General features: G+C 50.0%; 17 protein-coding genes. All 17 read left to right on the top strand.

The window, feature by feature from the left end:
• The first annotated feature begins 34 nt into the window (after positions 1-34).
• The 17 genes from gmd (at position 35) to A9B99_RS03810 (ending at position 21600) form a co-directional block, all read left to right on the top strand.
• The gene (gene gmd / locus A9B99_RS03890) at positions 35-1156 is read left to right on the top strand and encodes a GDP-mannose 4,6-dehydratase (protein WP_064594789.1); all 1122 of its coding nucleotides are present in this window, start codon (positions 35-37) and stop codon (positions 1154-1156) included.
• Between the two features lie 2 nt (positions 1157-1158).
• A complete protein-coding gene (gene fcl, locus A9B99_RS03885; RefSeq protein WP_064594787.1) occupies positions 1159-2124 on the top strand; it encodes a GDP-L-fucose synthase in 966 nt (321 codons plus the stop codon).
• Between the two features lie 2 nt (positions 2125-2126).
• Positions 2127-2606: a GDP-mannose mannosyl hydrolase gene (locus A9B99_RS03880; protein WP_064594785.1), complete on the top strand. Its 480-nt coding sequence runs from the start codon at positions 2127-2129 to the stop codon at positions 2604-2606.
• On the top strand, positions 2603-3829 hold the full coding sequence (wcaI, locus tag A9B99_RS03875; protein ID WP_064594784.1) for a colanic acid biosynthesis fucosyltransferase WcaI: 1227 nt from the start codon (positions 2603-2605) through the stop codon (positions 3827-3829). Before A9B99_RS03880 ends, wcaI begins: the two co-directional genes overlap by 4 nt.
• A gap of 3 nt (positions 3830-3832) precedes the next feature.
• Positions 3833-5278: a mannose-1-phosphate guanyltransferase gene (gene cpsB, locus A9B99_RS03870; RefSeq protein ID WP_064594783.1), complete on the top strand. Its 1446-nt coding sequence runs from the start codon at positions 3833-3835 to the stop codon at positions 5276-5278.
• Positions 5279-5352: 74 nt separating this feature from the next.
• A complete protein-coding gene (cpsG, locus tag A9B99_RS03865; RefSeq protein ID WP_064594781.1) occupies positions 5353-6723 on the top strand; it encodes a colanic acid biosynthesis phosphomannomutase CpsG in 1371 nt (456 codons plus the stop codon).
• A 161-nt stretch (positions 6724-6884) separates the two neighbouring features.
• Positions 6885-8279: an undecaprenyl-phosphate glucose phosphotransferase gene (gene wcaJ, locus A9B99_RS03860; protein ID WP_064595521.1), complete on the top strand. Its 1395-nt coding sequence runs from the start codon at positions 6885-6887 to the stop codon at positions 8277-8279.
• Positions 8279-9757 (top strand): MOP flippase family protein, encoded by a 1479-nt coding sequence (locus tag A9B99_RS03855; RefSeq protein ID WP_064594780.1) that lies wholly within the window; start codon positions 8279-8281, stop codon positions 9755-9757. The genes wcaJ and A9B99_RS03855 overlap by 1 nt, the downstream gene beginning before the upstream one ends.
• Positions 9758-9878: 121 nt before the next feature.
• Positions 9879-11159: a colanic acid biosynthesis pyruvyl transferase WcaK gene (gene wcaK, locus A9B99_RS03850; RefSeq protein WP_064594778.1), complete on the top strand. Its 1281-nt coding sequence runs from the start codon at positions 9879-9881 to the stop codon at positions 11157-11159.
• Positions 11160-11162: 3 nt separating this feature from the next.
• Positions 11163-12383: a colanic acid biosynthesis glycosyltransferase WcaL gene (gene wcaL, locus A9B99_RS03845; RefSeq protein ID WP_064594773.1), complete on the top strand. Its 1221-nt coding sequence runs from the start codon at positions 11163-11165 to the stop codon at positions 12381-12383.
• 17 nt (positions 12384-12400) lie between these two features.
• On the top strand, positions 12401-13807 hold the full coding sequence (wcaM, locus tag A9B99_RS03840) for a colanic acid biosynthesis protein WcaM (RefSeq protein ID WP_064594765.1): 1407 nt from the start codon (positions 12401-12403) through the stop codon (positions 13805-13807).
• A gap of 193 nt (positions 13808-14000) precedes the next feature.
• Positions 14001-14900: a UTP--glucose-1-phosphate uridylyltransferase GalF gene (galF, locus tag A9B99_RS03835; RefSeq protein ID WP_064594763.1), complete on the top strand. Its 900-nt coding sequence runs from the start codon at positions 14001-14003 to the stop codon at positions 14898-14900.
• A 274-nt stretch (positions 14901-15174) separates the two neighbouring features.
• Positions 15175-16572, top strand: coding sequence for a mannose-1-phosphate guanylyltransferase/mannose-6-phosphate isomerase (locus A9B99_RS03830; protein ID WP_064594761.1), 1398 nt, complete (start codon positions 15175-15177; stop codon positions 16570-16572).
• On the top strand, positions 16573-17964 hold the full coding sequence (locus A9B99_RS03825) for a phosphohexomutase domain-containing protein (protein ID WP_064594760.1): 1392 nt from the start codon (positions 16573-16575) through the stop codon (positions 17962-17964). It begins immediately after the preceding gene.
• Positions 17965-18000: 36 nt separating this feature from the next.
• Complete coding sequence (locus A9B99_RS03820) at positions 18001-19320, top strand: O-antigen ligase family protein (protein WP_064594758.1); 1320 nt, start codon at positions 18001-18003, stop codon at positions 19318-19320.
• The gene (locus A9B99_RS03815; protein WP_064594756.1) at positions 19317-20456 is read left to right on the top strand and encodes a glycosyltransferase; all 1140 of its coding nucleotides are present in this window, start codon (positions 19317-19319) and stop codon (positions 20454-20456) included. The genes A9B99_RS03820 and A9B99_RS03815 overlap by 4 nt, the downstream gene beginning before the upstream one ends.
• A complete protein-coding gene (locus A9B99_RS03810) occupies positions 20449-21600 on the top strand; it encodes a glycosyltransferase family 4 protein (RefSeq protein ID WP_064594754.1) in 1152 nt (383 codons plus the stop codon). The genes A9B99_RS03815 and A9B99_RS03810 overlap by 8 nt, the downstream gene beginning before the upstream one ends.
• Position 21601 lies beyond the last annotated feature (1 nt).

Below are 21601 nucleotides of genomic sequence, written 5' to 3'. Positions count from 1 at the left end.
GAAGTCCGATAATTATTCACAGAGGAAAATGAATATGAGTAAAGTGGCTCTTATTACCGGCGTAACCGGACAGGACGGCTCTTATCTGGCTGAATTCCTGTTGGACAAAGGGTATGAAGTACATGGTATCAAGCGCCGTGCTTCCTCGTTTAATACTGAGCGCGTGGATCACATCTACCAGGATCCGCACACCACCAACCCGAAATTCCACCTGCATTATGGTGATTTGACGGATACCTCCAACCTGACGCGCATCCTCTCTGAAGTTCGCCCGGACGAAGTGTACAACCTGGGGGCAATGAGCCACGTAGCTGTGTCTTTTGAATCTCCGGAATATACCGCGGATGTAGATGGCATGGGCACCCTGCGTCTGCTGGAAGCCATTCGCTTCCTCGGCCTGGAAAAGAAAACCCGTTTCTACCAGGCGTCCACCTCTGAACTGTATGGCCTGGTACAGGAAATCCCGCAGAAAGAAACTACACCGTTCTACCCACGTTCTCCGTATGCGGTGGCAAAACTGTACGCGTACTGGATAACCGTAAACTACCGTGAATCTTACGGCATGTACGCCTGTAACGGCATTCTGTTTAACCACGAATCCCCGCGCCGTGGCGAAACTTTCGTGACCCGTAAAATTACCCGCGGTATCGCCAACATTTCCCAGGGCCTGGAAAAATGCCTGTATCTGGGGAACATGGACTCCCTGCGTGACTGGGGCCATGCCCGCGACTACGTGAGAATGCAGTGGATGATGCTGCAACAGGACAAACCGGAAGACTTCGTTATTGCCACCGGTGTGCAGTATTCCGTGCGCCAGTTTGTGGAAATGGCGGCGGCACAACTGGGTATCAAACTGCGCTTTGAAGGCAAAGGCGTGGAAGAGAAGGGCATTGTCGAATCTGTGACTGGCCACGATGCACCGGCAGTGAAACCAGGCGATGTGATTGTGGCTGTTGACCCGCGTTACTTCCGCCCCGCTGAAGTGGAAACCCTGCTGGGTGACCCAACCAAAGCACACCAAGTTCTGGGCTGGAAACCAGAAACCACCCTGCAACAAATGGTTTCTGAAATGGTTGCCAAAGACCTGGAAGCGGCGAAGAAACACGCACTGCTTAAATCTCACGGTTATGAGGTGGCAATCGCCCTGGAGTCCTGAGCATGACAAAAAAACGTATCTTTATAGCTGGCCACCGCGGAATGGTGGGGTCGGCTATCGCCCGCCAGCTCGCGCCGCGTGAAGATGTGGAGCTGGTGCTGCGTGGCCGGGACGAGCTTAACCTGCTCGATTCCGCCGCAGTACATGCCTTCTTTGCCGAAGAAGGCATCGACCAGGTCTACCTGGCGGCGGCCAAAGTGGGGGGTATTGTGGCGAACAATACCTACCCGGCAGATTTCATCTACGAAAATATGATGATCGAAAGCAACATTATTCACGCGGCCCATGTGAACAACGTGAATAAATTACTGTTTCTTGGCTCGTCGTGCATTTACCCGAAACTGGCGCACCAGCCCATGAAAGAAAGTGAGCTGCTGCAGGGCCAACTGGAGCCAACTAACGAGCCCTACGCCATTGCCAAAATTGCCGGTATCAAACTGTGCGAATCTTATAACCGCCAGTACCAGCGCGACTACCGCTCTGTGATGCCAACCAATTTGTACGGGCCGTACGATAACTTCCACCCGAGCAATTCCCATGTGATCCCGGCTCTGCTGCGCCGTTTCCATGAAGCCCGTATTCAGGAAGCGCCGGAAGTGGCTGTGTGGGGCAGTGGCAACCCAATGCGTGAATTCCTGCATGTGGATGACATGGCAGCCGCCAGTATCCATGTAATGGAACTGGACGCGGAAGTGTGGCAGGAAAACACCGAACCGATGCTGTCGCACATTAACGTGGGCACGGGCGTGGACTGCACCATTCGTGAACTGGCAGAAACCCTGGCCCGGGTGGTGGGCTACAAAGGCCGTATTGTCTTTGATGCCAGCAAACCGGATGGCACCCCACGTAAATTACTGGATGTGAGCCGCCTGCACAGTCTGGGCTGGTACCACGAAATTGGCCTTGAAGCAGGCCTTGCCAGTACCTACGCGTGGTTCCTTGAACACCAGGATCGTTTCCGGGGGTAACCATGTTTTTAAGTCGTGAAGCGTTTGCCACAGTGGTGGAAAGCACTCCGCTTATCTCCATTGATTTGGTCGTGGAGAACGAGCGCGGCGAATACCTGTTAGGGCGGCGTAACAACCGCCCGGCACAGGGCTACTGGTTTGTGCCAGGCGGCCGGGTGCAAAAAGACGAGACGCTCGCCCATGCGTTTGAACGCCTGACCGAAGGCGAGCTGGGCTGCAAAATCCCAATGGACCAGGGGCAGTTTTATGGCGTCTGGCAACATTTTTACGACGACAACTTCGCCGGGGATGCGTTTACCACCCATTACATCGTGCTGGGTTTCCGCCTGAAAGTGAACACCAGTGACTTGCACCTGCCAGACGAACAGCATGCCGACTGGCGCTGGCAAAAACCTGAAGCCGTCCTCAACAGCGAAGACGTTCACAGCAACACACTGGCCTATTTCGACAAAGCACGCCATGCCGGAGTGCCCGGTCTATGAAAATTCTGGTCTATGGCATCAACTATGCACCGGAACTGACCGGCATTGGCAAATACACCGGTGAAATGGTGGACTGGATGGTAAGCCAGGGCCACGAAGTGCGGGTAATTACCGCACCTCCTTACTACCCGCAGTGGAAAGTACAGGGCGAGTATTCCGCCTGGTGCTGGCAAAAAGAACAGCGCAACGGCGCAACCGTATGGCGGTGCCCACTGTATGTTCCGGCAAAACCGTCAACGGTGAAACGCCTGCTGCATTTGGGGAGTTTTGCCGCGAGTTCGTTCTTCCCGCTGATGGCGCAACGCCGCTGGAAGCCGGACCGCATTATTGGTGTGGTTCCCACCTTGTTTTGTGTACCGGGCATGCGTCTGCTGGCAAAACTCAGCGGGGCACGCACAGTACTGCATATTCAGGATTACGAAGTGGATGCCATGCTGGGCCTTGGCATGGCAGGGAAGGGCAAAGGCGGCAAACTGGCAAAATTTGCCAGCCTGTTTGAACGCAGCGGCCTGCTCAATGTTGACCGGGTTTCCACCATTTCGCGCTCGATGATGAATAAAGCGCAGGAAAAAGGCGTGGATCCGGCGCGGATTATCTTCTTCCCCAACTGGTCTGAAGTGGCACGCTTTCGCCAGGTGGATGACCAGGCCGCACAGGCATTGCGTGAACAACTGGGCATACCAGACGGGCACAAAGTGGTGCTCTACTCCGGCAATATTGGCGAAAAACAGGGGCTGGAAAGCGTGATTGAGGTGGCTGCACGCTACACCGATAAACCCTGGATATTCGTTATTGTCGGCCAGGGTGGGGGAAAAGCACGCCTGGAGGCGCTGGCGCAAGAGCGCGGCCTGCACAATATGCGGTTTTTCCCGTTGCAACCCTATGAAGCGCTGCCTGCATTGCTGCGCATGGGGGATTGCCACCTGGTTATCCAGCGCCGTGGCGCGGCGGATGCGGTACTGCCTTCCAAACTCACCAATATTCTCGCCGTTGGCGGTAACGCGGTGATAACCGCCGAGCCGGAAACCGAACTGGGCCAGTTATGCTCCAGTGTGCCGGGTATTGCCGTGTGCGTGGAGCCAGAATCGCCGGACGCACTGGCAGCAGGGATTATTCATGCCCTGAACATGCCGCAGGACAACACGGTGGCACGTCAATATGCCGAACGCACGCTCGAAAAAGAGAACGTGTTAAGCCAATTTCTCGCTGATATTCGGGGTTAAATCATGAGTCAGTCATTACTTTATCCGGTCATTATGGCCGGGGGCTCCGGTAGCCGCCTGTGGCCACTGTCCCGGGTACTTTATCCTAAACAGTTCCTTTGCCTGAAAGGGGAACTGACAATGTTACAGTCCACACTGCACCGCCTGGACGGCATTCCCTGTGAAAGCCCGGTGGTTATCTGTAACGAGCAGCACCGTTTTATCGTTGCTGAGCAGTTGCGCCAGCTGCATATGCTGACAGAGAACATCATTCTGGAACCCGCCGGGCGCAACACCGCGCCTGCCATTGCGCTGGCCGCGCTGGCCGCCAAACGCCAGTGCCCGGACAACAACCCGCTAATGCTGGTGCTGGCCGCAGACCACGTTATTCAGAATGAAGACGCGTTCCGTGACGCTGTGCGTGCCGCGATGCCATTTGCCGAAGCAGGCAAGCTGGTGACTTTCGGCATTGTGCCGGACCAGCCAGAAACCGGTTACGGTTACATTCGCCGTGGCGAAGTGCATAACCTGACTAACGACGCAACCGATGCCGTGGCATTTAACGTGGCGCAGTTTGTTGAAAAACCGAATCTGGCAACCGCGCAAAATTACGTGAATACCGGGGAATATTACTGGAACAGCGGGATGTTCCTGTTCCGCGCCGACCGCTACCTGGAAGAGCTGGCAAAATTCCGCCCGGACATTCTCGATGCCTGCCAGCAGGCAATGAACGGCGTCGACCCGGACCTGGACTTTATCCGCGTTGCCGAAGAAGCCTTCCTGGCCTGCCCCGACGAATCCATTGACTACGCGGTAATGGAAAAAACCGCCGATGCAGTGGTGGTGCCAATGGACGCAGGCTGGAGCGATGTCGGCTCGTGGTCTTCGCTGTGGGAAATCAGCCCGAAAGGGGAAGATGGCAATGTGCGCCACGGCGATGTTATCTGCCATGAAACCCAGGACAGCTATGTGTATGCCGAATCCGGCCTGGTCACCACCGTGGGGGTGAAAGACCTGGTTGTGGTGCAAACCAAAGACGCCGTACTGATTGCCGACCGCGACCATGTGCAGAACGTGAAAAAAATCGTCGAGCAAATCAAGCAGACTGGCCGCCAGGAACACCGGGTTCACCGCGAGGTTTACCGCCCGTGGGGCAAATACGACTCAATCGATGCCGGTGACCGTTACCAGGTGAAACGCATTACAGTGAAACCCGGAGAAGGGCTCTCTTTGCAAATGCACCACCACCGCGCCGAACACTGGATTGTGGTGGCGGGCACCGCCAAAGTGACTCTGGGCGAAGACGTAAAACTGCTGGGTGAAAACGAATCCATTTACATTCCGCTGGGCGTGACACACTGCCTGGAAAATCCCGGCAAGATCCCACTGGATCTGATTGAAGTGCGCAGTGGGGCATACCTTGAAGAAGACGACGTAATCCGGTTAGCCGACCGTTACGGGCGAATTTAAATAAAAAGCGTTATTCAACTGCAGTGCGCACCGCGACTGCGGAAGGCCGACTGTTGCCTGAAGAAGGGAAAACGATGAGCAAATTAACCTGTTTTAAAGCCTATGATATTCGTGGCCGCCTGGGTGATGAACTGAATGAAGATATTGCCTGGCGTATTGGCAGGGCCTATGGCGAATACCTCAAACCGAAAAGTATTGTGGTGGGCGGCGATGTTCGCCTCACCAGTGAAAGCCTGAAACTGGCACTGGCGCGCGGCCTGCAAGACGCTGGCGTGGATGTGCTGGATATTGGGATGTCTGGTACCGAAGAAATCTATTTCGCCACCTGGCACCTTGGCGTGGATGGCGGCATTGAAGTGACGGCCAGCCACAACCCAATGGACTACAACGGTATGAAACTGGTGCGCGAAGGTGCCCGCCCAATCAGTGGCGACACAGGCCTGCGCGATGTTCAGCGCCTGGCACAAGCCAATGACTTCCCGCCGGTTGACCCCGCCAAACGCGGCAGCTACCAGCAGGTGTCAACCCGTGAGGCCTACCTCGACCACCTGTTCTCTTACATTGATGTGAAAAACATCAAACCGCTCAAACTGGTGGTGAACTCCGGTAACGGGGCCGCCGGGCCAGTGGTGGATGCCATTGAGGCACGCTGCAAGGCGCTGAATGTCCCCCTGACCTTTATCAAAGTGCACAACACGCCGGACGGCAACTTTCCTAACGGGATCCCCAACCCTTTGTTGCCGGAATGCCGTGACGACACCCGCAACGCGGTGATTGAGCACGGTGCTGACATGGGTATCGCTTTTGATGGCGATTTCGACCGCTGCTTCCTGTTCGATGAAACCGGCCAGTTCATTGAAGGCTATTACATTGTTGGCCTGCTGGCCGAAGCATTCCTGGAAAAACAGCCCGGGGCGAAAATCATCCACGACCCGCGCCTGAGCTGGAACACTGTTGACATTGTCACCCAGGCTGGCGGCACCCCGGTGATGTCTAAAACCGGCCATGCGTTTATTAAAGAGCGTATGCGCCAGGAAGACGCCATTTATGGCGGTGAAATGAGCGCCCACCACTATTTCCGTGATTTTGCCTATTGCGACAGCGGCATGATCCCGTGGCTGCTGGTGGCTGAACTGTTAAGCGTGAAAGGCAAATCACTGGGCGAAATGGTGCGTGACCGCATGGCTGCCTTCCCGGCATCCGGGGAAATCAACAGCAAACTGGCTGAGCCAGTGGTGGCGATTTCCCGTGTGGAGCAGCACTTTGCCCCCCATGCCGATGCCGTTGACCATACAGACGGTATCAGCATGGAAATGGAGGGCTGGCGCTTTAACCTGCGCAGCTCCAACACCGAACCAGTAGTCCGCCTGAATGTGGAATCCCGTGGGGATACCGCACTTATGGAAGCACGAACACAGGAAATTCTGGCGCTGCTGAATCAGTAACCCGCCAGGCAGAGTGGGTTGAGGCCCTCTCCCTCAACCTGCCGCAGCAGGGATGCTGCGTGGCTTGAGGGGAAACGGACGAATCAAACTGGAGATCGGTGATGGACAAAACAACTTACTCTGCCGCTATAACGCGCACTTCTGCGCAGACAGGTAAAACGATGACAAGTCTCACAAAACGCGACCGTATAAAAACGAACGCATCGTTGATCTCTATGGTGCAGCGTTTTTCAGATATCACCATCATGTTTGTTGGCTTATGGGCTGTCTGTAAACTTTTTGCGCTGCCTTTCTTTTATATGCATTTGCTGATGGCGCTGGTTACCCTGGTCGTTTTCCAGATGGTTGGGGGAATTACCGACTTTTACCGCTCCTGGCGCGGTGTGCGTTTTGGCACCGAAGTTGGGTTGTTATTACAGAACTGGACTCTCAGCATTATTTTCAGCGCCGGTTTACTGGCATTCAATAACGATTTTGGCGGCACTTTCTGGGTGTATTTAAGCTGGTATGTGCTGGGCGCAATGGGGCTGGTTTTTTGCCGTGCAGCCATTCGCTATGCTGCTGGTTTCCTGCGTAACCGTGGGTACAACACCCGGCGTGTGGCCGTAGCAGGCGCGATGCCTGCCGGGCTTGCGCTGGTGGAAACCTTCTGTAACGAACCCTGGATGGGGTTTGATGTGGTTGGCGTATACCACGACCCGGAGCCGGGAGGGGTACCCGACCGCTGGGCCGGAACCCTGGCACAACTGGTAGATGACGCAAAAGCCGGCAAAATTCACAACGTCTACATTGCCATGGCAATGAAAGATGAAGTGCAGCTTAAAGAGCTGGTTCACCAACTGGCGGACACCACCTGCTCCGTTATGGTTATCCCGGATGTGTTCACGTTTAACATCCTGCATTCACGCACCATTGACGTAAACGGCGTACCGGTCGTTTCGGTATTCGATACCCCGCTTAATGGGGTGAACAGCGTGATTAAGCGCATTGAAGATATCTGCCTGTCGGCCTTTATTTTGCTGCTGATTTCGCCGGTGCTGTGCTGCATTGCGGCGGCAGTGAAACTGAGCTCACCGGGGCCGGTTATCTTCCGCCAGACTCGTTACGGCATGGATGGCAAGCCCATCAAAGTGTGGAAATTCCGCTCAATGCGCGTCATGGAAAACGACAGTGTGGTTACCCAGGCCACCCGCAGTGACCCGCGCGTCACCCGCGTGGGCAGCTTCCTGCGCCGTACCTCGCTGGATGAACTGCCGCAGTTTATTAACGTGCTGACTGGCGGTATGTCGATTGTTGGTCCGCGCCCCCACGCGGTGGCGCACAACGAACAGTACCGCAGCCTGATTGAAGGCTACATGCTGCGCCATAAAGTGAAACCCGGCATTACCGGCTGGGCGCAAATTAATGGCTGGCGTGGGGAAACCGACACCCTGGAAAAAATGGAAAAACGTATTGAGTTCGACCTGGAGTATATCCGCGAGTGGAGCCTGTGGCTGGACATCAAAATCGTTTTTCTGACTGTGTTTAAGGGCTTTGTGAATAAGGCGGCCTACTAATGAGCCTGAGAGAGAGAACTATCAGCGGAGCCAAGTGGTCCGCTATCTCCACGCTGACTATTATCAGCCTGGGGCTGATTCAGATGACCGTGCTGGCGCGGATCATCGATAACCACCAGTTTGGTTTGCTGACCATTTCCCTGGTGATTATCGCCCTGGCGGATACCCTCTCTGATTTTGGTATTGCCAACTCGATTATTCAGCGCAAAGACATCAGCCAGTTAGAACTGACTACGCTCTACTGGCTGAATGTGAGCATAGGTATTGTGGTGTGCGTGACTGTGTTTTCACTGAGCCATGTGATTGCCGGTGTGCTGCATAACCCGGACCTGGCGCCGTTGATCCAGACGCTGTCCGTGGCCTTTGTGATAATCCCCCACGGCCAGCAGTTCCGCGCGCTGATGCAAAAAGAGCTGGAATTCAGCAAGATTGGCGCGGTGGAATCGTTCTCGGTACTTTCCGGGTTCACTTTCACTGTGGTGAGCGCCCATTACTGGCCGGTGGCGATGACCGCCATCTGGGGTTACCTGGTCAACACCACGGTGCGCACCACACTGTTTGGTATTCTTGGCCGCAAAATTTACCGCCCGGGGCTCATGTTCTCCCTGAAATCAGTTTCGGCGAATATTAAATTTGGCGCATGGCTGACAGCAGACAGCGTTATCAACTACCTGAACACCAACCTTTCCACTTTGGTGCTGGCGCGTATTTTGGGTGCCAGCGTAGCCGGGGGCTACAACCTGGCGTACAACGTGGCGGTGGTGCCGCCTATGAAACTGAACCCCATTATTACCCGCGTGCTGTTCCCGGCATTTGCCAAAATCCAGGACGACACGGAAAAATTGCGGGTTAATTTCTACAAGTTGCTCTCGGTGGTGGGGATTATTAACTTCCCGGCATTGTTGGGGCTGATGGTGGTTTCCGGCACCTTTGTACCGCTGGTGTTCGGTGAAAAATGGGTGTTCATAACCCCAATTTTGCAATTGCTGTGCATTGTGGGGTTGTTGCGGGCGATAGGTAACCCGATTGGCTCCTTGTTGATGGCAAAAGCCCGTGTGGATATCAGCTTTAAATTCAACGTATTCAAAACCTTTCTTTTTATTCCGGCCATTATCGCTGGCGGCATGTTGGGTGGCGCGCTGGGGGTAACGCTGGGCTTCTTACTGGTGCAAGTCATCAACACGGTGCTGAGCTACTTCGTGATGATCAAACCTGTACTGGGTTCCAGTTACAAAGAATATGCCCTGAGCATCTGGCTGCCGTTCTACCTGTCTCTGCCCACCATTGTGGTGAGCTACGCCCTTGGGCTGGCAATGCGCGGCCATGCCGCGCTGGGTGTGGTGTTTAGCGCGCAAGTTAGCGCGGGAGTGCTGGCGTTCATCGCCACACTGGTGATTTCGCGTAACCCCCTGGTGGTGGAACTGAAACGGCAGTTTTGCCGCACAGAGCGCCTGAAAACATTACTGCGGGCACAGTAACGCAGGTGGACTGCTCACCTGGCTGATTTCCCCTGATTTTTTACTTTAGGCATGTTCCCGGATTTCGGGCGGGGTGAGGACACCCCGATGCTGAACGGAAGAACCCCATTAAGAGGTCTGTATGAAATTACTGATTCTTGGCAATCACACCTGTGGTAACCGTGGCGACAGTGCCATTTTACGTGGACTGATTGATGCCATTGCCACCACTGCGCCCGAGGCCGATGTGGATGTCATGAGCCGTTACCCTGTCAGTTCCGCATGGTTGCTGGACAGGCCAGTAATGAGCGACCCACTATACAAACAAATGAAACAACACCTGAGCGCCAGCGGCCTGATGGGACGGGTGAAAAAAGTACTGCGCCGCCGCTACCAGCACCAGGTGTTACTGGCAAAAGTGACCAACACCGGGCGCATGCGCAACATCACACTGCCGCGCGGGTTTACTGACTTTGTTAGCGCTCTTAAAGAGTACGACGCCATTATTCAGGTGGGCGGCTCTTTCTTTGTCGACCTGTACGGTGTGCCTCAGTTTGAACATGCGCTGTGCAGCCTGATGGCGAAAAAGCCAGTATATATGATTGGCCACAGTGTGGGCCCATTCCAGGACCCGCAGTTTAATCAACTGGCAAACTATGTGTTCAGCCATTGTGATGCACTGATTTTGCGTGAATCCGTTAGTCTGGATTTGATGAAGCAAAGCAACATTGACATCCGCAAAGTAGAAGCCGGGGTAGACACCGCCTGGCTGGTAGACCACCAGGTTGACAGTTTTGCCCCCAGCTACGCTGTTCAGCACTGGCTGAGTACCATCGGGAAAAAACCAACGGTTGCCGTCACGTTGCGTGAACTGGCTCCGTTCGACAAGCGCCTTGGCACCACCCAGCAAGCCTATGAACAGGCGTTCGCCAACGTAGTGAACCGCATTATTGACCAGGGCTTCCAGGTGGTGGCGTTATCTACCTGTACCGGCATTGACAGTTACAACAAAGATGACCGCATGGTGGCGCTGAAACTGGCAGCTTATGTAAACCAGCCAGAAAACTACCATGTAGTTATGGATGAACTGAACGACCTGGAAATGGGCAAAATCCTTGGCGCCTGTTCGCTGACAGTGGGCACCCGCCTGCACTCCGCCATTATCTCCATGAACTTTGGCACCCCGGCGATTGCCATCAACTATGAACATAAATCCGCCGGCATTATGCAGCAACTGGGCTTGCCAGAAATGGCAGTTGATATTCGCCAGTTGCTGGATGGTTCGCTGGCCGGATTAGTGGCAGATACCCTGGGCCAGCTCGACCGCCTGAATAACCGGCTTAAACCGGCGGTGGATGCCGAGCGCGCCAGTGGCATGGCCATGGTGAAAAGCGTGATTGACCGGGTACGAGAGGCCAGATAAACCATGAAAGTTTGCTTCTTTTTGCTGAAGTTTCCCCTTGCTTCGGAAACTTTTGTACTCAACCAAATCGTCGCCTTTATAGAAATGGGCTACGAAGTGGAAATTGTCTCCCTGGCGAAGGGAGACACCAAAAACACCCATGCGGCTTACACCCAGTATAATCTGGCGGCGAAAACCCACTACCTGCTGGATGAACCCGAAGGGCGCGGTGCCAAAATGAAATACCGGCTGTCGCAAACCCTGAAAGGCCTGGGGCGAGCCAGCACCTGGCGGGCGCTCAACATGAAGCGCTATGGCAACGAAGCCCGCAACCTGATTTTGTCTGCAGTGTGCGGTGGCCTGCCTGAACCCATTACAGCCGACGTGTTCATTGCCCACTTTGGCCCGGCGGGTGTCAGTGCCGCGAAACTGCGTGAACTGGGGGTGCTGCACGGCAAAATCGCCACCGTTTTCCATGGTATTGATATCTCCCACCGTGAAGTGCTGCAACATTACACCCCGGAATACCAGCAACTGTTTAACCGTGGCGACATGATGCTGCCAATCAGCGAGCTGTGGGCCAGCCGCCTGAAAGACATGGGCTGCCCGCCAGGCAAAATCACAGTTTCCCGCATGGGCGTAGATATGGAGAAATTTTCCCGTCGCCCACTGAAAGTACCCGGCACACCATTGTCCATTATTTCTGTGGCCCGGCTTACCGAGAAAAAAGGGCTGCATGTCGCTATTGAAGCCTGCCGTATTCTGAAAGCGCGCGGTGTACCGTTCCGCTACCATATTTTGGGCATTGGCCCGTGGGAACGCCGCCTGAAAACCCTGATTGAACAATTCCAGCTTGACGACCAGGTCTTTATGCCAGGGTTTAAACCCAGCCACGAAGTGAAAGCCATGCTGGATGAAGCCGACTTGTTTTTATTGCCTTCGGTAACAGGCGCAGACGGCGACATGGAAGGGATACCGGTAGCATTAATGGAAGCAATGGCTGTGGGGATCCCGGTGGTTTCTACCCTGCACAGCGGTATTCCTGAACTGATTGAATCCGGTGAATCTGGCTGGCTGGTGCCGGAGCACGATGCCGAAGCTCTGGCCGACAGGCTGCAGGCTTTTGCCCATGTAGGTGAAGCGGAACTGGGGCCGGTACTGGCCCGCGCCCGCGCTAAAGTGGAAGGCGAGTTTAACCAGCAGCGTATTTATCGCCAGCTTGCCGACCTGTTGCAAACGCTGTAAACCGAAACTGAGGATTTATGCCTGTACTTAAATCAACGCTTTCCCGCCGCCGGTTAATCCAGACCGGCGCAGCACTGGCTTCCTTACCACTCCTTTCCCGTTATGCCCGCGCCACGGGCACATCTACAGTGAGTGTCAAAAACTTTTACCAGAGCAACTGGCCGGAAGCCTTTACGCAGGCATTTGCCGCAGCGGATGTAGTGGAGGTTCCCGCCGGACTCACCTGCGACGACTTCAACAGCGCGGTGTTTATCCCCACCAATAAAAAGTTGCTGGTGAGCGGTGAAATTAAAGGCAGTGGCAAAGGCCGGTTTGTGTTGCAGGATGGCTGCCATATAACAGGGCAAAACGGCGGCCATTTGCACAATGTTATTCTCGATGTGCGGGGTTCAGGGAACAAAATCAGCGGCCTGGAAATGACCGGTTTCGGCCCGATAATGCAGATTTATATTGGCGGGCGTAACCCCGGAAAAATGCGTGACCTCACCATAGATAACCTGCATGTTCACCACGCTAACTATGCCATTCTGCGCCAGGGGTTCCATAACCAGATGACAGGCGTGCGCATTACCAACTGCCGGTTTAATGACTTGCAGGGCGATGCCGTGGAATGGAATGTCGCCATTAACGACAGCGATATTGTCATTTCTGACCATGTTATCGACAACATTAACTGCACCAACGGTAAAATTAACTGGGGCATTGGTATTGGGCTTGCGGGCAGTACCTATGACAACAAGTACCCGGAAAGCCAGACGGTAAAACGTTTTGTGGTGGCGAATATTACCGGCAGTAACTGCCGCCAGTTAGTGCATGTGGAAAACGGCAAACACTTTGTGATTCGCAATGTGAAAGCACGCAATATCAGCCCACTGTTCAGCCGCACAGCGGGTATTGATAACGCCACCGTCGCTATTTATGGTTGTGATGATTTCGTGATAGATAACATAGATATGGTGAATAGCGCAGGTATGCTGATTGGTTACGGTACTGTGCGCGGCAAGTATTTATCTATTCCACAGAATTTCAAACTGAATGACGTGCGGCTGGATAACCGCCAGGCAAAACTTCCGCTGCGTGGCATTCAAATTTCTTCCGGTAACGAGACTTCGTTTGTGGCGATAACTAACCTGGATATTCAACAGGCCGGGGTAGAGTTGCATAACAAGCCGCAGCACCTGTTTTTGCGCGATATCAACGTGGTTCGCGACCGGGCAGACGGCCCGGCATTAAAATTGCATTTCGATTTGCGTAAAGATGTCCGTGGGCACTTTTCGGCGCGGGAAGACACGCTGTTATCCATGGCTAATGTGCATGCGGTTGACACCCATGGCGCCGCTTCGGTGGATATTGACCGTATTGACCAAATGCATGTGAACACTAATCAACTGAATTTTGCTCTGCCACACCATGATGGCGCTTAGTTACTGCCAATATTGGCACTGCTGGCATGACAACTGGTTATGCCCTGTACGGATAATGCTGAAAAGCAAATTTTTCAATTTATTTCGATTGTGCCGGGCGCTAAGATGGCGAGCCAGGCACTATTAACAAAACGTGCTGGCACGATAGTGCCAAAGGACTATAATTCCTCAACCAGATGAGGTGGGAGTGAACATGAGTAATTTGAAGGCCGTTATTCCGGTAGCCGGTTTAGGAATGGCAATGTTGCCAGCCACTAAGGCAATTCCTAAAGAAATGCTGCCTATCGTCGACAAACCCATGATTCAATATATTGTCGATGAGATTGTGGCCGCAGGGATCAAAGAGATTGTTCTGGTTACCCATTCCTCAAAGAATGCCGTAGAAAACCACTTCGATACTTCCTATGAGCTTGAAGCCCTGCTGGAACAGCGTGTAAAACGCCAGTTGCTTGCTGAAGTTCAGTCTATTTGCCCGCCAGGCGTAACCATTATGAACGTTCGCCAGGCACAACCCCTTGGCCTGGGGCACTCTATTATGTGCGCCCACCCAACCATTGGGGATAACCCGTTTGTTGTGGTTCTGCCAGACGTGGTGATTGACAACGCCAGTGCAGACCCGTTGCGTTACAACCTTGCTGCCATGATTGCCCGCTTCAATGAGCATGGCCGCAGCCAGGTGCTGGCAAAACGTATGGACGGCGATTTATCGCAATACTCCATTATCAAAACCGAAGAGCCGCTGGAAAACGAAGGTAAAGTCAGCCGTATTGTGGACTTTATCGAGAAGCCAGACGAGCCTCAGGCGCTGGAATCAGACCTGATGGCCGTTGGCCGCTATGTGCTCTCTGCCGATATCTGGCCAATTCTCGCCCGTACTCAGCCTGGTGCCTGGGGCCGTATTCAGCTTACCGACGCCATTGCCGAACTGAACCAGACCCAGCCAGTTGAAGCCACCCTGATGACAGGCGAAAGCTACGACTGCGGCAAGAAAATGGGCTATATGCAGGCATTTGTGAACTACGGGCTGCGCAACCTGAAAGAAGGGCAGAAGTTCCGTAAGAGCATTGAGAAGATGTTGGAAGCGAATGGCTGATTGCCAGCTTAACTGATGCAGTCACTTGAAGAGACTACCTTGATGCTTTCAGGGTGGTCTTTTTCTCTTATATAACACCAGAAAAATTTATCTTCAGATTCCAGGACGGACTCTGCTTTATGCCCTAATCTACATGGCGTGACCTTAACCTAAATGGAAGATGTGGTTACGCTGCCAATTTGCGCCTGTTGCTTCTGGTAGCGTAAGCCAGGGGCGGTAGCGTGCCTTTTTTACACACAAGCCAGTCTTGATTGAAGAAAGCAGGAGAAGAAGGATGTTACTTCCAGTTGTTATGGCAGGGGGAACAGGAAGTCGGTTATGGCCGATGTCCCGAGAATTGCAGCCCAAGCAATTTCTGTCATTTCACCAGGGGGGATCGATGTTACAAAACACGATTTCCCGCCTTGAGGGGTTAGCCGTTGAGGATCCTATTGTTATCTGTAATGAAGATCACCGGTTCCTGGTCGCTGAACAACTCAGGCAACTGAATAAGCTGGCTGGTAATATTATTCTTGAACCTGTTGGTCGTAACACGGCTCCCGCTATTACTCTTGCTGCATTGCATGCTATACGCATGGGTGAGGATCCAATTCTATTAGTACTCGCAGCCGACCATCTGATTGAGGATGAAGACACTTTTCATTCTGTAATCCGTAATTCCATTCCGTTTGCTGAGCAAGGGAAACTGGTTACGTTTGGTATTGTTCCAGGGCAGCCGGAAACTGGCTATGGCTATATCCAACGCGGAGATATGCAGCAAGTTGGGGAAGCAACTGCGTGGAAAATCAGACGTTTTGTTGAAAAGCCCGATTTATCTACAGCACAAGCGTATCTTGATAGTGGTGAATACTTGTGGAATAGCGGCATGTTCATGTTCCGGGCTTCGGTCTATCTACAGGAAGTGAGCGCATATTGCCCGGAAATCCTGGACGCCTGCCGTAGTGCAATGATGCAACCTGTCAGTGATTTAGATTTTATCAAACTCAACAAAGACATATTTTCAAAATGCCCTTCAAATTCCATTGATTATGCAGTTATGGAACATACGCAGGCAGGTATTGTTGCTGCTATGGATGCTGGCTGGAATGATGTAGGCTCCTGGTCAGCACTGTGGGAAACCTCTAATCATGATAGCAATGGGAATGCGCTTACCGGGGATGTATTTGCCCACAATACGCGTGACTGTTATATCCGCAGTGAGGATAAATTAACGGCCACGTTGGGTGTCAGCGATTTGGTTATTGTGAATACAAAAGACGCATTGCTTGTCTCTAACAAAGACAGTGTCCAGGATGTAAAAGTGGTTGTTGAATACCTGAAATCACAGTCACGCAGCGAATTCCGGGAACATCCAACACGTTATTTACCGTGGGGCCATGTTGAAACCCTGGTGATGAATACCCGCTATAAAGTCAATCGCATCACAATTATCCCTGGTGGAGAACTTTCCCTACAGTTACATCACCACCGGCTTGAGCATTGGGTGGTGCTGACAGGCACAGCTTCTATTCTGGTAGATAACAATGCATTTTTCCTTACAGAGAATGAATCAACGACTATTCCCGTAGGTAAGAAACATAAGCTCTCAAATCCCGGGAAAATTAACCTGGAAGTTTTGGAAATCCAGTTTGGTAGTTATTTAGGTGAAGATGATGTTCAAAGGATTCAGTAAATGGACAATAAACAACAACAAAAACTAACCTGTTTTAAAGCCTATGATATCCGTGGGAAATTAGGTACTGAGCTTAATGAAGATATAGCATGGCGCATTGGCCGTGCTTACGCACAATGCCTGAAACCGAAAAAGGTCGTGTTGGGGGGCGATGTGCGCGAAACCAGTGAGTCGCTCAAAATGGCGCTTGCCCGAGGCCTGATGGATGCAGGTTGTGATGTCTTCGATATTGGTTTATCGGGCACAGAAGAAATCTATTTTGCAACTTTTCACCTGGAAATGGACGGCGGTATTGAAGTAACGGCGAGTCATAATCCTATTAACTACAATGGGATGAAATTGGTTCGCCAGGGTGCCCAACCGATAAGTGGTGATACAGGTCTGCATGAAATTCAACGTATTGCCGAAGAGAATAACTTCACGTCTGATGCGAATATCAGGCCTGGGCAGTACATAAAAATTGATATACTGCGCGATTATGTGGATCACTTACTGGGGTATGTGAACTTTGATAATTTCAGACAGAGGCCACTAAAACTGGTTATCAACTCTGGTAATGGCGCTGCCGGACATGTAATTGATGAACTGGAAAAACGTTTCGCTGATGCAAAATTGCCAGTGCAACTGATCAAAGTTCACAATAATCCAGATGGTACTTTCCCACATGGCATTCCCAATCCATTGTTGCCAGAATCACGGCAAGATACTGCGAATGCGGTGTTAGCCAATAACGCAGATATGGGAATTGCGTTTGACGGCGACTTTGACCGCTGCTTTTTATTTGATGAAAACGCAAATTTTGTTGAAGGGTATTATATCGTTGGATTATTAGCCGAAGCTTTTTTACGTAAACAAAAAGGTGAGAAAGTCATTCATGATCCCCGTCTGGTATGGAACACTATTGATATAGTGACGGCAAATGGCGGTGTACCTGTAATGTCGAAAACTGGGCATGCGTTCATTAAAGAGAGAATGCGCAAAGAGAATGCAGTTTATGGCGGTGAAATGAGTGCCCATCACTATTTCCGCGATTTTGCATACTGCGATAGTGGGATGATCCCCTGGCTATTAGTTGCTGAATTACTCATGACAACCGGAAAAACGCTGGGAGAATTGGTAAAAGCACGCATTGCGCAATTCCCTGTTTCTGGTGAAATCAATCGCAAGGTATCCAATGCAGTACAGTTGATTGCCAAAATTGAACAGCAGTATTTACCCCATGCCATTTCAGTTGATTACACTGATGGGTTGAGCCTTACATTTGAACAATGGCGTTTTAACCTGCGTACATCCAATACTGAGCCTTTACTTCGTCTTAATATTGAGACAAAAGGTGATTATGCATTGATGGAGAACAAGCGGGATGAATTACTTCTGTTGATTAATAGTTAATGAATTTGACTAGTGAAACCCCACAGGTAAATATAAATGATTGAAGTTTTGTTAGGGATATTAGGCGCGATTATTTTCTTCTTGTGCCTTGCTCTACCTTTACAGCATCGGTTGCTTTTGGTACTGGTTTGCACAGTTCCCCAGTTGTATTTGGTACAACTGGGTGGGTCTGATGTCCCACTTGCATTTCTTCTTCCTGCACTCTTATTACCAGAGTTTTTTAAAAGCGCCAATGTTTTTCTTGCGAAACCAACAAGTATTTCACTGCTATTATTAATTGGTATTAGTACGGTGAGTTTGTATTGGTCAGTAGATAAATCAATGGGGATAAGGGATATTGCATATTATATTGAATTTATCATCATCAGTTGTTCTGTGTACTATCTCGCCAGTAATAATAGAGAAGTATTGTATAAAATTATCAATATAATGTTATTCGCTGTTTGTCTACAGGCAGTAACAATAATAATGTTCAGGCTTGATGAACAGTTGGAATTATCAATAGTTCTTTCACATGTCAGTAATTACCTAATGGGGCCTAATGTTCTTAGTGGCCTGTTAAATGGTGTCAGGAATAACTTCTACGATCCCGTGAAGGCGGGTGGGGTTCTATTTATCAATGCTAATGCAGCAGCCTGCTATGTCGGTGTATGTGCATTTATGGCATGGGGGATTTTTAAAGTCCATAAATCGAGAATTTCACTGTTAATGGCTCTCTTTTTGTGGATCTCAGTTTTCTTTACCGGCTCAAAAGCAGGTGTTTTATTTGCTGTATTAATCCCACTTTTTGTTTTCTACTTAAAATTAAATAAAAACAGTAGATTAGTTGTTACATTGGCTGGTGGGACGTTTGCTTTATTACTCATTATGGTTGCGGTTGTTAGTGGTATTGTGGAACAACATGGCTTTCTGCATCAATCAACGGAAACCGCTGAAACACGTTATCAGATATGGAGCTATGCCCTGGGGGAATTTATTAAAAACCCTATTATGGGCCAAGGGTTTGGTGGCTGGAAAGTGGATTACAGTAAGCACACGGACTATTTTCTCCCTCCTCATAACACACTGATTTACTTATGGTCAAAATCCGGTGTGTTGGCATCACTTATGGGAGTTGCATTTATGCTGGCTTGCGTAAAAGTCGCCTTGCGAGCTATCTCAAACATAACTAACGAAGAACAGAAAAATATAGGTTATACACTTCTTATGGTGCTGTTGTGGCAGTTTGCTCATGGTTTCGGTGAAAACTTTGGGTTGATTGGTGAACAACATCAAATGATAGCTTTAGCTGTCATGCTTGGTTTGGGGATAGCGGGTAATACGCCAATGCGGAAGTACAATAAGGAAATAAAATGAAAACAGTAGGTATATTCCGTAATCAGTTATTCAAGGGATCTGAAGTTTTTATACAGCAGCAGGCTGAGTCAATTCAGGCTTATAACAAGTGCTATATTGGTCGGAAGATTATCGGTACGCCGGTTAAAGACACACCGAATTATGTTCTTAATCGTAATGGCTCTGTGACTGAACGTTTTTCAGAAGCGTATAATGCGCTAACGACATCAGCTGCACCATATGATACTCCACTAAAAAATACTCCTGCGTTAGATCTGATCCATGCGCATTTCGCTATTGATGGTGTGTATGCACTTGCTTTAGCAAAACGTGTAAAAGTGCCATTGATTACAACGCTGCATGGTTTCGATGTCACTGTGACAGCAAAGGACCTTCTTGCTTCGCGCTCACCTGCCTGGATAAATTATCTATTTCGCCAGAACGCGCTTAAGCAGCAAGGCGACAAGTTTATTTGTGTATCAAATTTTATTGCTGAGCAGGCGCTAAGGAACGGTTTTCCTGAGAAAAAGCTGATTCAGCATTATATCGGTATTGATACTGATAAATACCAGCAGCGAGATGAATCTGAAGATACTGGTATCATATTGCATGTTGCTCGTCTGGTTGAAAAGAAAGGGACTTCTGTACTGTTGAACGCCCTTCACCAAATAAAAAAGAGTGAGAAAAATGTTCAACTGGTCATTATAGGAGATGGTCCTTTACTACCTCAGTTGAAAGCACAAGTGACCGCTTTAGATATTGAAACGAATGTTAGGTTTGTTGGTGCGATTCCACATGCAGAAGTAATGCAATGGATGCGTAAGGCAAGTATGCTGGTTTTACCCAGCTTGACGGCTAAAACGGGCGATGCAGAAGGGCTGGGAATGGTGTTATTGGAAGCTGCGGTAACAGGAGTTCCTGTTATTGGCACCAATCATGGTGGTATACCAGAAGTAGTACTTGATGCGAAGACAGGTTTCCTGGTTGAAGAAAATAACAGTAATGAACTGGCTGAGCGAATGTTAACTTTAGTACGTGATTCCGGACTGAAACGCGCATTTGGCAGCAATGGAAGGGAAAGAGTTCGTCAGGATTTTGATATTAATATTCAGACGAAAAAATTAGAGAAAATATATAAGGATATGATTAATGAGTAATGAAATAATCATATTCTCTCGCTCACTTCCCTTTCATCATTTAGGTGGCATGGAAGTCGTTGCCTGGGATCTGGCAGTTGAATTAGGTAAGAGTGGTTATAAAGTCACTGTTGTGACAACCGAAATGAAAGCTGAACCAGTAAAAGAAAATGCATCTTACCCTAATATAATTTCATTAAAAAATATACCAGTAGCTGAATATTCTACCGGGTGGTGGAAAGAAACAGAAAAACTTATCTCTGGCTGGCCAGAGAAAGAAAATGTTAGAGCCGTTATAAGTATTAGTGCAGGTGCATTTAGTTGTTTGAAGTACAAAAATGACTTTCCAAATGCCAGGTTTATAATGCAGGCGCATGGCACATCAGTTGGTGAAATTTTATCGAAAATAAAAACCGGAAAAATTAAAAAAATTCTTTCTTGTATTAAGAATATAAAAGGATTTTACGGGGACGCAAAACACTATAAGTATTTTGACTGGATTGTGGCTGTAGGTGATGCGGTATTTAATGATTTGACAAGCTTTCCAACAAATCAAATCTGTAACAGCAGTAATGTTATTAAAATTGAGAATGGTATTGATCAATCCCTTTTTAGTGATGACGTACTCCTAAAAGAACAACTGAGAGAGGAGTTGTGTATCCCTCAGGATGCTCTCGTATTCCTTTCGGCATCGCGATTACATGAGCAAAAAGGTGTAGATAATAATATTCAGCTATTCAAGAGAATAAAAGAAGTAAACAACAACGTTAAATATATTATTTGTGGTGATGGCCCATATGAAAATAATTTACGTAACGATGTTGAGCGTTTGGCTTTGAGTAATGATGTTATTTTTGCTGGTTCAAGAACAAGGCCTGAACTTGCAAAATTGATGCAATGTGCAGATGCATTTCTCTTTTTGACGAAGCGAGTAGAGGGGTTGCCATTAAATCTGCTAGAGGCAATGAGTGCGGGTTTGCCAATTATTATATCTGAACACTTATATTTTGATGCAAGCAGAAAAATTCTAAAATGTAATCCTTATAAAGCTGAAGCAGTGCCTGTTTTAAAATTTCTGAATGAGTCAGGGAAAAGAGAAAGTTATATACCACAGAGAAACACGCTTAAGTTTTCTGTCGAAAGTTACATTTCTCTCTTTAGATGAT

Source organism: Mangrovibacter phragmitis (assembly GCF_001655675.1).
Lineage (GTDB): Bacteria > Pseudomonadota > Gammaproteobacteria > Enterobacterales > Enterobacteriaceae > Mangrovibacter > Mangrovibacter phragmitis.
The sequence above is the reverse complement of the archived record's forward strand: the minus strand, read 5'-3'. Positions and strand labels throughout refer to the sequence as shown.